Source organism: Mesorhizobium sp. M1182, assembly GCF_040318335.1.
In the GTDB taxonomy this organism is placed as follows: domain Bacteria; phylum Pseudomonadota; class Alphaproteobacteria; order Rhizobiales; family Rhizobiaceae; genus Mesorhizobium.
In genome coordinates, this window is the sequence record NZ_JAMYMD010000055.1 from 18,221 (window position 1) to 30,898 (window position 12,678).

Sequence of the window (12,678 nt, forward strand, 5' to 3'; positions counted from 1 at the left end):
GTTTCGAGAGCCCGACGCTTTGGAAGCAGAGCGATGATCAAGAGCTATCGTGCCTCGGTGGGCATCATGCTGGCGCCCGCCGTGACACTGATTGGCGTTTTCATCCTGCTGCCGATGCTGCTCACCATCTGGCTGTCATTCCAGGACTGGTCGACGCAGACGCCTTTTTCCAATGCGAGCTTCATCGGCTTCGACAATTTTCGCGAAATATTCGGGCCGACCTCGGTCGGGCGGGATTTCAAGCGAGCGCTGCTCAACACCGCCATCTACACGGCATTGTCGGTGATGCTCATCCTGCCCCTTTCGGTAGTGTTCGGCTTGATGGTCCACCAGCGCGATGTCGAAGGCGGTACGGCGCTGCGGACCGTGTTGTTTTCCACCTACATGGTGCCGATGATCGCCGTGACGCTGGTCTGGTCGAAGCTCTATTCGCCGAGCGAGGGGCCGCTCAACCAGGTGCTCGGTCTCGCCGGCATCGGCCCGCAACTCTGGTTGTCCTCGCCAAGATCGGCGTTGATCTCGATCGTCGTCCTCAATGTCTGGCAGCAGATCGGCTATTTTACGGTGCTGGCCGTTGCCGGGCTGACCCAGATCCCAGGCAGTCTTTACGAGGCGGCGACGCTTGACGGCGCCAACCGGCGCGAACAGTTCCGCTTCATCACCTTGCCGCTATTGAGCCGCACGCTCTTGTTCAGCGCCGTCATTGCCATCATCAACGCCGTGCAAGTGTTCGAGCCGGTGGCGCTGATCACCCAAGGCGGGCCGGTCGGCTCGACCAACGTGCTGACCTACCATATCCGCCGAGTCGGCATCGAGCGGGCACAAGGCGGGCTGGGCTCGGCCATGGCAGTGATGCTGATGCTGTCGCTGATCGTCATTGTGTGTGCGCTGTTTGCATTCGCCAACCGGAAGGATGACGAATGAGCGCGCCGGGCCGCTCAGCATCGAGCCGGTTGGCGCGCAAACGCCTGGCGGGCCGCAGAGCACTGCTCGCCACGCTGATGCTGCTGGTTGCCGTGGCCTCCGCCTTCCCGCTGTTGTGGATGGTGCTCTCCAGCCTGAAAACGCCGGCCGAAACCATGCAGGTGCCGCCGGTGTGGATACCGCGCACGCCGACCCTCGAAGCGTACGAGAAAGTGTCCGGCGTCATCAATGTCGGTCGCTCGATGTGGAATTCGCTCGTGATCGCCACGATCACCACCGCCGGCATTCTGGTCACCAGCATGATGGCTGGTTACGCCTTCGCCAAGCATCACTTTCCCGGCCGCTCACTGCTGTTTTCGGTGCTGATCGCCACCATGTTCCTGCCGCCGATCGTCACGCTGATCCCGCTTTACCGTCTCGTCGGATCAATCGGCCTGAACGCCAGCCTTGCCGGTATTATCGTGCCCAATCTCGCCAATGCGTTTGGCATTTTCCTGATGCGCCAGTTTATAGCCGGCGTGCCCGACGATCTGATCGACGCAGCGCGGATGGATGGGGCGTCGGAACTCCTGATCCTGTTCAAGATCGTCGCGCCGAGCGTGGCGCCGGCAATCGCGGCACTGGCGCTGTTTGCCTTCGTCTATCACTGGAATAGCTATCTCTGGCCGCTGACCGTTCTACAGGGCAATGCACACGAATATCCGATCGTCATCAGCCTTAGTCGCCTGCTCAGCTACAACAGAGGCGCTCTCAACACGGGACTGGTGATGGCTGGCGCGACGCTTGCCGTGCTCCCGCCACTGGTGCTCTTCGTCTTCCTGCAGCGCTTCTTTGTGGATTCGATCGTCGGCCCGGCGGTCAAGGGATAGCGTGGGCGGCACTGCCGGCATCCGTCTGGCTGTCATCGGGACGCGCTGGTGCGCTGAACGGAGCTAAGCAGATGACCGCGTTCTGAGAGCCATCAGTTCATCAGTACAACTGGCCGCGAATGCCTCCACCACGTTAGCTGCAACTAGTGAATCGCACGCTTGGTACCCGCCCCAGGCCGTTTTCACAGCTCCCAGAAAAGCGGCGCGGCCCTGCTCGTTTGCAGACGTTCGGAAGGTCACGGGAAGGTAGTGATTGGACCCTGCGTTTAACGGTGACCTGCCTCATCTCGGGAAACTAGCCCCGATCGAGGAATTTGCGCCCCCGCGAGAAGCTCTCGCTCGAATAGTTGCTCGAACTCATGCGACGCGAGCTGGGTCAGAGCAGGACCGCGATCTTCAGCTGTTCGCTTCGCCCCGCTGCGGCTATTCCGCGCGAGGGCGTCGGCCTCGTTGATCTGGTTAGGGTTCTTTCTTCCGCAGGTCCTTTACAACATCGAGAAAAGCCCGCAGGGCGGGCGGCACGGCTCGATGTCCGGGGTAGTAGACCGCAACTTCTTCCGGTGCTGGCGTCCACGCGGTCAGGACCTTGCGTAGCCGGCCATCGGACAACGCGGCTTCGGCGGCCCAATCCGCCACATAGGCGATGCCCAGACCCTCTATTGCGGCTTCGACCATCAGTTCCTCGTCATCAAGGACGATGGGGCCGTTTGCCCCGATCACCAGTTCCTGGCCTGCGCGTTCGAACTCCCATCGATAGAGCTTGCCGCTGGGCATACGGTGGCCGATGCAATGGTGGCGTTGCAATTCCTCGGGCGTTCCCGGCTCCCCGAAGCGATCGAGATAGGCGGGTGACGCGATACAGATGAACGTCAACGCGCGTGCAAACGGCACGGCGATCATGTCTTTGGGAATTGATGTGATGAGGCGCGCGCCGGCATCGAACCCGCTGGACACGATATCGATGAGCCGTCCCTCGACGACGATGTCCACGGTCACGTCCGGATGGCGCTCCGCCATCTGCGGAAGAACCGCGCGAACGAGAAGCCCGGCCACCAATCGCGGTGCGTTGATGCGGACCGTTCCTGCGACATTGCCCCGGAACCCCGCGACGCTGTCGAGCGCCTCGTCCAGCGAGGCGAGCGCCGGCTGAAGACGGTCGAGCAACCGGAACCCGGCTTCTGTCGGCGAGACGCTGCGTGTGGTGCGGTTCAGAAGTCGCACGCCCATGCGTTCCTCGAGCGCACGCATCGCATGGCTCAATGTGGAAGGTGCCGTGCCGATCTCGTCCGCTGCGCGGCGGAAGCTACGGTATGTGGCAACGGCGACGAAGGCGGTGAGATCGTTGAGCGACGGGCGGGGCATTGATGGGGATTTTGCATTGTCCCATGCCGATTTCAACGGCTAATGCGCGCAATGCGATTGCCCTATCTCCTGCCTGGATCAATTGGAGAAATGAGAAATGGAAAAGGCCTGGCTCATAACGGGTGTGTCTTCTGGTCTAGGCCGGCTGCTGGCGGAGAAGACCCTGATCAGGGGAGACCGCGTCGTCGGTGCCAGTCGCAGCGAGGACGCACTTCCCGACCTGCGTGCAAGTTACCCCGAACGGCTCCGCATCGTCGCAATGGACCTCAAGGACCAGAGCTCGGTCCGCGCCGCGGTCGACCGGGCCTTCGCGGCATCCGCTCGGATCGACATCGTCGTCAGCAATGCTGGCTATGGCCTGCTCGGCGCGGCTGAAGAGGCTGGCGATGTGCAGGTTCGGGACATCATCGACACCAATCTCATCGGCTCGATCACGCTCATCCAGGCGGCGTTGCCGCATCTGCGCAGCCAGGGTGGTGGTCGGATTCTACAGGTATCGAGCGAGGGAGGCCAGATCGCCTATCCGGCTTTCAGCCTCTATCACGCGACCAAGTGGGGTATCGAGGGGTTCGTCGAATCCGTGGCGCAGGAGGCTGCTCCCTTCGGCATCGAATTCAGCCTTGTGGAACCCGGGCCGGCGCGGACCGGGTTCGGCGACAATCTCGCGCGGACCAAGCCGCTTGCGGCCTATGAGGGAACCCCCGCCGATCAGGTCCGCGAGGCGCTCCATGGGTCTTGGGTAATCAAGGGCGACCCCGACCGCATGTCGGACGCAATGATCAGGCTTGCCGATCAGGATGCTCCGCTCCCGAAACGGCTGGTGCTCGGTGCCGAGGCCTATGCCGGCATCCGCAAGGCACTCGGCGGACGCATCGAGGAGCTCGACCGGCAGAATGACATCGCGGTTGCGGCGGATTTCACAGACGAGGAGTTGGCGCGGCTGTGACCCCCGGCTCCGGCCCGCTGCTCGTGCCCACCTCTTATCAAGACAGAAAGGAACTTGAGATGCCTACACGTGACGCCGTCTACCCGGCCAACCGGCACGCGTTATACGATATCCACCGCTATTCCGCAGCCATTCGGTCCGGCGATCTTCTCTTCGTGTCGGGTCAGGTCGGGAGCCGTGAGGACGGCTCGCCCGAGCCCGTATTCGAGGATCAGGTTCGACGGGCCTTCGCCAATCTGCGCGCGGTCTTGGCGGCCGCCGGGTGCAGCTTCGACGACGTCGTCGACGTCACAACGTTCCACACCAACCCGGACGAACAGATCGAGACAGTTCTGGCCGTCCGAGCGGAAGAAATCGGTGCACCTCCCTACCCGAACTGGACCGCAGTGGGCGTCAATTGGCTTGCGGGCTTCGATTTCGAGATCAAGGTCATCGCCCGCATCCCTTCGACGACGAGCAGCCAGCCGGCGGACAAGCGCTGATCGCTCGCCCTGCAGTTCTGTATTGGCTATTTGGGGCCGAAGGCAGCCTGTCAGCTCTTGTGTCCGGAGCGGAGATAGCTGACCTCCACCTGCGAGAACCGAGGTCGTGAACTGACCAAACAGATTAGGTTCGTTCGGTCAGCGTACCGCAAGGGAATCTCGCAGCCTGTTGTGTATCTTGGCTTTATAGTTCGAGAGAGGCGCTGAAGGTCGAGAACTCTTCATCTGTGATCGGGACCACGTGCTGCGGCTCGGGTAAGCGCCCGCCTGCACGTCGGATACGAGCTCGCGATAGGCGGCAATACGCTCGCCTTGCAGCCGCTCATATTCGGCGGCGAAGTTGCGGTAGGTCTTGGCGTGGCGCGGCCTGTGGCCAGCGGTGTGGCCAAGCATGTCCTCGCTGAACAAATACTGCGCGTCGGCATTTGGGCCGGCGCTCATGATCATCTGTATTCCGGGCGATCAGTTCGGCGACCGGTCGGAGACCACCTCCAGCTCGGCGCCAAAGCAGCCTATGCCTCCACCTTCGCGTATGAGCTCCGAAATTCGTTCGGAGGCACCACTTTCAGATCTCTCCAACTCGAGGACCGGGATGTCGGAGGCAAGCACGCGCCGGAAGCGACGGGAGAACCCGTAACGGCGAATGTTGTCTTCAATCAGTCGCGCGGAACGCGACAGAGTGGTCACGACACAGAAGCTGTGAGCGACAAGGCTGACGGATGAAGCGAAGCCTTGCCTATACCGATGACGGGCTTGGTAGCGATGGCGCTTGCCGCGTCGACACCCGTATCGTCTAAGCAGGCAATGATATGGGCGTCGACATTGTCCATTTCCGCCGCGACCACCTGCTTGAGCAGGCCCGCTACGGAGAGTGCACCGTCAAATGGCCCTTCGATCGCTTCAGGTCCAGCCGTTGGCATGCACGCCCACTATCTCGTCCCTGGGCCTGTCACCGCCATGGCGGCTGCGACGATCCCGCTGGTCATCGAAGCGGTCGTGTTGGGATTGATGATGGCAATTCGCATTCGGGGCATCCTGGCTTGGTTCCGCTCAGTCACAAGGATGCCAGCGCGCTGGACATCCGCTCCAGCCCTCGGCGCAGCAGGGGACGCGGGCAGCCGACATTCAGGCGGATGAAACCTTCGCCGCCAGGCCCATAGACGCGGCCGTCATACAGATTGACGCCGGCCTGATCGACAAAGAACTTCTGAATTCCACCCACTCTACGATCGAGCGCGCACGCGTCCAGCCACACCAGAAACGATGCGTCGGGCCGCATGGGCGTAATGCCTGGAAGGTATTCGCCGGCGAAGTCACAAACCAGATCAATGTTGCTGGCGATGTAGGGTGTGAGTTGATCGAGCCAGGGCGCGCCGGTGCTGTAGGCAACCTCCAGGGCCAGGCGGCCGAAAAAGTTTGCATTTACCATGAATGAGGCCTGCATCGCGGCAAGAAGCTGCTCGCGGCGCTTTTTGCTCGCCACCGCAATGGTTGCCGAAGGCACCCCGGCGAGGTTGAAAGTCTTCGTCGGAGCGGTGCAGATGAACGACTTCTCCGCGGCATCGTCCGAGATGGAAGAGAAGACGATGTGCGGGTGGTCCGACAACCTTATGTCGCAGTGAATGTCGTCGGATATGACCAAAATCCCATGGCGCTCACAAATGTCGTTCAGCGCTGTCAGTTCTTCGAGTGTCCAGGCCATTCCGGCAGGATTGTGAGGATTGCACAGCAGGAACACCTTGGCGCCGCCGGCCGCCAGTTTCTCGAAGTCTTCCAGATCGAGTTCATACCTGTTGTTTTGCAGCCTCAGCCGGTTCGTGAGCAGAATCCGGCCATTTCCCTGAACCACTTCGAAATAGGGCGAGTACACGGGTGACTGAACGATGACGCCGTCACCAGGCTTCGTGAAGGTTCGCAGTATCGCAGCGACCGACGGCATGATCGCCGGCGCGGGGAGCAGGGTCTCCAGCATCGGCGACCAGTTGTGCCGGCGTGTGAACCACGATTGCACGATCTCATAGTGGCGCGGATCGCGGCGTGTGTAGCCGTAAATGCCATGGTCCGCGGCCTCGCGCAGCCGCGCGATGACGGTTTCCGGAGCACGGAAATCCATATCCGCTGTCCATAGGGAGAGCAGGTCCTGGCCTTGCACCTGAGGAGAGAACTCGTCCCACTGGTTGGCCCATTTGACGGATCCGAATTGCTGGCGGTCGTGGATTTGGTCGAAATCTATTCCCACAATATTTTGTTGCCCAACCGCCGATGCGGGCGTGTCTGCACAAGCCATTTGATACTCACCTGGAAAATCTACTGCCACGGTTACGGGCCGCTTTGCGTCTGCGGACTTCCCTATTTGAGGATTTGCGCCAGAAACTGCCGCGCTCGTTCCGACCGGGAGTTGGTGAAGAACTGATGGGGCGTGTTGATCTCGACGATCTCCCCGCGGTCCATGAACACCACGCGATCAGCCACCTCCCGCGCGAAGCCCATTTCATGCGTCACGCACAGCATCGTCATACCTTCACCGGCGAGCGACACCATCGTGTCGAGCACCTCCTTGACCATCTCCGGATCGAGGGCAGAGGTTGGCTCGTCGAAGAGCATGATCTTCGGGTTCATGCAGAGAGCCCGGGCAATTGCAGCACGTTGCTGCTGGCCACCCGACAGCTGACCCGGGTAGCTGTCCGCCTTTTCCGCAATTCTGACGCGCTCCAGATAGTGGCGCGCCAATTCCTCAGCTGCCGTCCGCGGCATCTTCCTCACCCAAACAGGCGCAAGCGTGCAATTCTCAAGCACCGTGAGGTGGGGAAACAGATTGAAGTGCTGGAAAACCATCCCGACATTGCTGCGGACTTCATCGATCTTGCGCAGATCCTCGGTTACCGCTTTGCCGTCGACGATGATCTCGCCCGACTGATGCTTCTCGAGATGGTTGACGCACCGGATCATCGTCGATTTGCCCGACCCCGAGGGGCCGCAGATCACAATGCGCTGCCCCTGTGGCACCGACAGGTTGATGTTCCTGAGCGCATGGTATGAAGCGAACCATTTGTTGACGTCACGCAGTTCAATGGCCATCGCCTTGTTGAAGGGCTGTCCCTTCGTCGATGCGTACATTGCTTGTGGCATCATCGTCGCGTCCTAAGATTTGTGGCCGCGCGCCAATTGGCGCTCCATCGATTGCGAGTAACGGGACATGCCGAAGCAAAAGCCCCAGTAGACCAGTCCCGCAAAGAGGTAGCCGGTTGATGAGATCGTCGGGCCTGCCCAGTTCGGATCGACGCGCGCCGTTTCGATGGCTTTCAGGAAATCCGCGATGCCCACGATGGCGACCAGAGTCGTGTCTTTGAACAGACCGATGAAGGTGGAGACGATGCTCGGTATGACGATCGTCAACGCCTGGGGGAGGACGATCAGGCGCATTATGTCGAAGTAGCTGATCCCAAGCGCCTTCGCCGCCTCGTATTGGCCCTTCGGGATCGCCTGAAGGCCGGCCCTCACAACTTCGGCCATATAGGCGGACGAGAACAGCGCTATCGCCATGAGCGGGCGCAGGAGACGATCAGGCGTCAGATAGTCCGGGACGAAGAGCGGCATCATGAAGTTCGCCATGAACAATACCGTGATAAACGGCACCCCCCGGACGACTTCGATGAATGTGACGCAAACCGCCTTGACGAAAGGGAGTTCGGACCTGCGTCCAAGCGCCAGGATAACCCCGATCGGAAGCGAGACGACGATGCCCACAATCGACATCAGCAGCGTGATCAGGAGACCGCCCCAGAGCGTCGTATCGATGACAGACAAATGGAGCCAGGCGACCCCGCGCACGAGAACGAACGCGGCAACGGGGTAGACAAGGAAGAATAGCAACGCCGCCACTTTGCGCCGCGGAGCCTTCGTCCACAGGAGCCAAACGATGAGGATGGCGCCGATAGCCTGTGCGAGATCAACGCGCCACCGCTCGGAAGCCGGGTACGCGCCGTATCGCAGGTAATCGAACTTCTCGGCAATGAAAGGCCAGCAAGCTCCTTGGCTGTTCGTGCGGCAAGCCTCGCGACCGCCGCTCCAGACCGCGTCGAAGATCGCAAAGCTCAGAAAGTGACGCAGCAGCCACACGGCGAAGAGGAGAAAGCATATTGTCAGCGCGCCTGAAGACGGCGTCGAAAACAGATTTTTTTTCATCCAGGTCACTGGACCCGGCCAAACGTCAGCGGGGGGCGCCATCGCTGGTATGAGCGCGCTGCTGACAACTGGCGAATGCATGGACTGATCGCTCATGCGTCACCTCTCGACGATCGCAAAATGTCGGTTACACGCGTTCATGGCCAACGACGTGGCAAGGGAGATAACGAGATAGACGGACAAGGTGATCGCCATGACCTGGACGGCGGCGCCGGTCTGGTTGAGTACCGTCCCGGCAAAGATCTGAACGAGGTCGGGATAGCCGATGAACACCGCAAGCGATGAGTTCTTGATTAGATTGAGATACTGGCTTGTCAAAGGCGGGATGATAATACGCAGCGCCTGCGGAACAACGACAAGGCGAAGCGTCTTGCCCGGCGCCAGCCCCAGCGCATACGCAGCCTCGCTCTGGCCCTTTGGCACTGCCTGGATTCCACTCCGGACGATCTCGGCGATGTAGGATCCGGTGTAGACCGACAGACCGATCAGGAGAGCGGCAAACTCTGGATAGAGTTGATGTCCGCCTTGAAAGTTGAAACCCCGCAGCTGCGGCGCGACAAACGAGACCGGCTCGCCAGCCGCCAGGAACACGATCAGCGGAAATCCTATCAAGGTCGCCAGGCTGACCAAAAATACCGGCAGCTGCTTGCCAGTTCGTTTCTGGACACTCTTGGCGCGGAACCAGAATGCAATGCAGCAGAAAACGGCCGCTACCAATGCCAGGCCCACAAGCCCCGCCCCCGGATGCCACTGGATCTCCGGAATGATGAGGCCGCGATTGTTGAGATAGATGCCGCCGGGGATGGCGATGGACGCCTTCGGGGAAGGCAACGGCTTGAGGACGGCGTTGTACCAGAACAGCAGCTGCAGCAATAACGGGACATTGCGCACAAGCTCCACATAGGCGGTCGCCACCTTCGAAACGATCCAGTTCGGCGAGAGGCGGGCAACGCCGATGACGAAGCCAAGCAAGGTGGCCAGCAAGATTGCGAGGAAGCTGACGTAGAGGGTGTTGACCACTCCCACCCAGAAGGCCTGACCGTAGGTGGATAGTGCATCGTACGGTATCAGGGTTTGATTGATGTCGAAGCCGGCAGCCTCACCCCAAAAATCGAATGAGAGCGGAATCCCCCGGACCCGCATATTCGATGCGGTCTGCATGCCGATGCCCAGGGCCAAAGCCAACAGGCAACCTGCGAGCAAGAGCTGGTAGAAAACGCCGCGCACTTTCGTATCGTGCAGCGATAGGCTCCTGCGCGAGGGCGCTGGAAGCGACAAATCGGACATGGCGTGTTCCTATTGGGATCTGTGCAAGGCGCTGGCGGTAACACGCCCGCGCCTTGCAACCATGCTTTGCCTAGCGAATCGGCGGAGCGTACTGAACGCCGCCTTTGTTCCAGAGCGCGTTCATGCCGCGCTCCATTTTCAGTGGGGAGTCCTTGCCGACATTCCGATCAAACACTTCGCCGTAGTTACCGACCTGTTTGATCACCTCGACCGGCCAGTCGTCGCCGAGCCCGATGTCCTTGCCGATGCTGCCTTCCACGCCAAGCAGACGGCGGATGCTGGGATTGTCCGACGACTTCATCGCATCAACGTTTTTGGAGGTGACCCCGTATTCTTCGGAGGCCACCATGACGTAAAGCGTCCACTTCGCCACATTGAACCACTGGTCGTCTCCCTGCCGCACTGCCGGGCCAAGCGGCTCCTTGGAGATCAGTTCGGGAAGAACGATGCTGTCGTCCGGCTTGGCCATGCGAAGCCGCGATGCGTTCAAGGTAGAGGTGTCCGCCGACAGGACGTCGCAACGCCCCTCCTCGTAAGCCTTCACGACAGCTTCCTCGTCGGCGAAACCAACCGTGGTGTACTTGATCGACTGCGAGCGAAAATAGTCGGCAAGGTTCAACTCGGTCGTGGTGCCTTGGGTGACGCAAATCGATGCGCCCTCGAGCCCCTTGGCTGATGTGATGTTGTCCGCCTTGCGCACCATAAATCCCTGACCGTCATAGAAGTACGTCCCCGCAAAAAGTATGCCGAGAGACGTATCGCGCGACGATGTCCATGTTGCGTTGTGTGCAAGAATGTCGATCTCCCCCGACTGCAAGGCGGTGAAGCGATCTTTTGGCGTCAATGGGATGAACTTAACCTTTTGCGCATCCCCGAGCACGGCAGCGGCCACGGCGCGACAATAGTCGACCACAAATCCGGTCCATTTGCCTTCATTATCGGGAAGGCTGAAGCCAGCCGTGGCCGAATTTGTGCCACACGTCAGCAGGCCATTTTTCTTGACATTGTCGAGGGTTGCGGACCACGCCGAGGAGGCGGTGCACGCGATAGCGAGGGCAAGTAGGCCCTTAAACGTCGATCTCATTTCGGTATTCCCCTGTTTTTGTTGAAGGGAATGTGGCCTCAAGTATGACTATTCGTCAAATTGACTGTTCTCATTGCGAAAATGAGCGTCATTCATAATTGAGGAGGCGCTCGCTCTCGGGTGAAAGGGAGCTTGAGTGCTGATCGGGCTAGTTTGCTTGGGGCGGGCTAATCGAATGAGCGACGGCGCGCGCGACCTATGGTGCAGCCAACCCCGGTGCTCCGACGGTTGACCCTTGGTCTCTCTCGGTCCGCGACTCGTTGTAGATGCTCATGATTATTTCCCGGAGCCATTTGGTACCCGGGTCATTCGCCATCTGGCGGTGAACAATGAGCCAGGCATTCACATTCGATATGGCAAGGGGCGGCGGGACCAACGTCACCTCACTCCTCTCGTCCAGAATTTGCAGGATGGCATCGCCGCAATGGGTAATCAGTTCAGTGCCGCGAAGCGCCCAGGGCAGCACCAGATAATTCGAGATGGTCGCAACGACATTGCGCCGGAGACCATGCTGCTTGAGGGCGGCATCCGCGAGGCCTTCTGCCAGACCATCTGCGGAAATCTGCAGGTGAGAACTGGCCAAATATGTTTCCAGTGTCATTGCGTTCCTGGCGATCTTGCTTCCACTCCACACCGCGCAAAACAATTGATCCTGGCCAAGCTCCACCTTCAAGAGACTTGGGTCGTCGCGTATTGCCGCTCCCGTCAGCGCACAGTCGACTTGTCTCAAATAGACCGATGAACCGATTTCGGGTCCGTTTGCGGGAATGACGTTCAGCGTCGCGCCAGGCGCTTGCCTCGAAAATTCCCGTATGAGCCCTGGGATGAATATCATGGCGTGATAGTCAGTGAGTCCCACGCGAAAGTTGCGTCGCGTCGTTGCTGGATTGAAGATCTGATGCCGGTCGATCGATGCGCGGATAATCGCCAGCGCGGCAGAAATATCCGACAGCAGCTCAACCGCCCGAGGCGTTGGCCGCATCTCGCCTCCATCTCTCGTGAACAATTCGTCCTGCAATAAATACCGAAGTTTTGATAGGGAATGACTTACAGCTGATTGTGTTCTTCCCAATTCGGCAGCTGCGCGCGTTACGCTCCTTTCACGCATCATCACGTCGAACACTCTCAGCAAATTGAGATCGATATCATCGAAACTCATGAGACCTTCCCCGTTTTCATCATGCCTCGCCTGCATGCTAACATCGCTTCCAACGCGCGAACGATGCCATGGCGAACAAATGCGACCCTTCGACCTGCGGGGTCAACGTTCCCTGTTGGGAAATCAATATGTTAGCGGAGGGTTCGCCAACCCATTTCCTTCGCATTCTCTCGTATGGTCTGGCTAACCTAAGGACCAGGGATGTCTACGACTCGCTGCCCCTTAGGCTGAGGCCAGACTGACCTGTTGGCGCTTCGGCTGCCGTGCCGAAACCAGGGTGGCGAACTGGTCCACCGCCTGCCCGGCCCGCGCCAGAACCAGCGAATCTACGAGCTTGCCGTCGGCAAAGTCGCTGTCACTGCCATAGACGGCGCTCGGCA

The 12,678-nt window shown here is 60.0% G+C and carries 13 protein-coding genes; 4 read left to right on the forward strand and 9 right to left on the reverse strand.

Features of this window, described 5'->3' with window-relative positions; all coding sequences use genetic code 11:
* The first annotated feature begins 33 nt into the window (after positions 1-33).
* A complete protein-coding gene (locus NKH33_RS32045; protein WP_352923501.1) occupies positions 34-924 on the forward strand; it encodes a carbohydrate ABC transporter permease in 891 nt (296 codons plus the stop codon).
* Positions 921-1,793 carry a carbohydrate ABC transporter permease gene (locus tag NKH33_RS32050; protein ID WP_352503540.1) on the forward strand — a complete coding sequence of 291 codons (873 nt, stop codon included), beginning with the start codon at positions 921-923 and terminating at the stop codon, positions 1,791-1,793. Before NKH33_RS32045 ends, NKH33_RS32050 begins: the two co-directional genes overlap by 4 nt.
* A 459-nt stretch (positions 1,794-2,252) precedes the next feature.
* On the opposite strand, the gene NKH33_RS32055 is transcribed toward NKH33_RS32050, so the two are convergent.
* The gene (locus NKH33_RS32055) at positions 2,253-3,155 is read right to left on the reverse strand and encodes a LysR family transcriptional regulator (protein WP_352503549.1); all 903 of its coding nucleotides are present in this window, start codon (positions 3,153-3,155) and stop codon (positions 2,253-2,255) included.
* Positions 3,156-3,252: 97 nt separating this feature from the next.
* Between NKH33_RS32055 and NKH33_RS32060 the strand changes: the two genes are divergently transcribed.
* Together NKH33_RS32060 and NKH33_RS32065 are read left to right on the forward strand one after the other, a co-directional pair.
* Positions 3,253-4,101, forward strand: coding sequence for an SDR family oxidoreductase (locus NKH33_RS32060; RefSeq protein ID WP_352923504.1), 849 nt, complete (start codon positions 3,253-3,255; stop codon positions 4,099-4,101).
* Positions 4,102-4,160: 59 nt separating this feature from the next.
* On the forward strand, positions 4,161-4,583 hold the full coding sequence (locus NKH33_RS32065; RefSeq protein WP_352503550.1) for a RidA family protein: 423 nt from the start codon (positions 4,161-4,163) through the stop codon (positions 4,581-4,583).
* Positions 4,584-4,721: 138 nt separating this feature from the next.
* Here the strand turns inward: NKH33_RS32065 and NKH33_RS32070 are convergent, their stop codons facing one another.
* The 8 genes from NKH33_RS32070 to NKH33_RS32105 form a co-directional block, all read right to left on the reverse strand.
* The gene (locus tag NKH33_RS32070; RefSeq protein ID WP_502906637.1) at positions 4,722-5,030 is read right to left on the reverse strand and encodes a 3-methyl-2-oxobutanoate hydroxymethyltransferase; all 309 of its coding nucleotides are present in this window, start codon (positions 5,028-5,030) and stop codon (positions 4,722-4,724) included.
* Positions 5,031-5,266: 236 nt separating this feature from the next.
* On the reverse strand, positions 5,267-5,503 hold the full coding sequence (locus NKH33_RS33385) for an aspartate/glutamate racemase family protein (protein ID WP_352980008.1): 237 nt from the start codon (positions 5,501-5,503) through the stop codon (positions 5,267-5,269).
* 134 nt (positions 5,504-5,637) lie between these two features.
* Positions 5,638-6,870 (reverse strand): MalY/PatB family protein, encoded by a 1,233-nt coding sequence (locus NKH33_RS32080; protein WP_352923506.1) that lies wholly within the window; start codon positions 6,868-6,870, stop codon positions 5,638-5,640.
* A gap of 62 nt (positions 6,871-6,932) precedes the next feature.
* The gene (locus tag NKH33_RS32085) at positions 6,933-7,661 is read right to left on the reverse strand and encodes an amino acid ABC transporter ATP-binding protein (RefSeq protein ID WP_502906638.1); all 729 of its coding nucleotides are present in this window, start codon (positions 7,659-7,661) and stop codon (positions 6,933-6,935) included.
* Between the two features lie 63 nt (positions 7,662-7,724).
* Positions 7,725-8,864, reverse strand: a complete 1,140-nt coding sequence (locus tag NKH33_RS32090) for an amino acid ABC transporter permease (RefSeq protein WP_352503545.1) — start codon at positions 8,862-8,864, stop codon at positions 7,725-7,727.
* Between the two features lie 3 nt (positions 8,865-8,867).
* Positions 8,868-10,055, reverse strand: coding sequence for an amino acid ABC transporter permease (locus NKH33_RS32095; protein WP_352542699.1), 1,188 nt, complete (start codon positions 10,053-10,055; stop codon positions 8,868-8,870).
* A gap of 70 nt (positions 10,056-10,125) precedes the next feature.
* Positions 10,126-11,139: an amino acid ABC transporter substrate-binding protein gene (locus NKH33_RS32100; protein ID WP_352923512.1), complete on the reverse strand. Its 1,014-nt coding sequence runs from the start codon at positions 11,137-11,139 to the stop codon at positions 10,126-10,128.
* A 196-nt stretch (positions 11,140-11,335) separates the two neighbouring features.
* A complete protein-coding gene (locus NKH33_RS32105; RefSeq protein ID WP_352923514.1) occupies positions 11,336-12,298 on the reverse strand; it encodes a LysR family transcriptional regulator in 963 nt (320 codons plus the stop codon).
* Between the last annotated feature and the right edge of the window lie 380 nt (positions 12,299-12,678).

Bases quoted from the DNA above. Each gene is read 5' to 3' on its own strand.
- NKH33_RS32045 (WP_352923501.1), top strand. From the start codon at position 34: ATGATCAAGAGCTATCGTGCCTCGGTGGGCATCATGCTGGCGCCCGCC.
- NKH33_RS32050 (WP_352503540.1), top strand. From the start codon at position 921: ATGAGCGCGCCGGGCCGCTCAGCATCGAGCCGGTTGGCGCGCAAACGC.
- NKH33_RS32055 (WP_352503549.1), bottom strand. From the start codon at position 3,155: ATGCCCCGCCCGTCGCTCAACGATCTCACCGCCTTCGTCGCCGTTGCC.
- NKH33_RS32060 (WP_352923504.1), top strand. From the start codon at position 3,253: ATGGAAAAGGCCTGGCTCATAACGGGTGTGTCTTCTGGTCTAGGCCGG.
- NKH33_RS32065 (WP_352503550.1), top strand. From the start codon at position 4,161: ATGCCTACACGTGACGCCGTCTACCCGGCCAACCGGCACGCGTTATAC.
- NKH33_RS32070 (WP_502906637.1), bottom strand. From the start codon at position 5,030: ATGATCATGAGCGCCGGCCCAAATGCCGACGCGCAGTATTTGTTCAGC.
- NKH33_RS33385 (WP_352980008.1), bottom strand. From the start codon at position 5,503: ATGCCAACGGCTGGACCTGAAGCGATCGAAGGGCCATTTGACGGTGCA.
- NKH33_RS32080 (WP_352923506.1), bottom strand. From the start codon at position 6,870: ATGGCTTGTGCAGACACGCCCGCATCGGCGGTTGGGCAACAAAATATT.
- NKH33_RS32085 (WP_502906638.1), bottom strand. From the start codon at position 7,661: ATGGCCATTGAACTGCGTGACGTCAACAAATGGTTCGCTTCATACCAT.
- NKH33_RS32090 (WP_352503545.1), bottom strand. From the start codon at position 8,864: ATGAGCGATCAGTCCATGCATTCGCCAGTTGTCAGCAGCGCGCTCATA.
- NKH33_RS32095 (WP_352542699.1), bottom strand. From the start codon at position 10,055: ATGTCCGATTTGTCGCTTCCAGCGCCCTCGCGCAGGAGCCTATCGCTG.
- NKH33_RS32100 (WP_352923512.1), bottom strand. From the start codon at position 11,139: ATGAGATCGACGTTTAAGGGCCTACTTGCCCTCGCTATCGCGTGCACC.
- NKH33_RS32105 (WP_352923514.1), bottom strand. From the start codon at position 12,298: ATGAGTTTCGATGATATCGATCTCAATTTGCTGAGAGTGTTCGACGTG.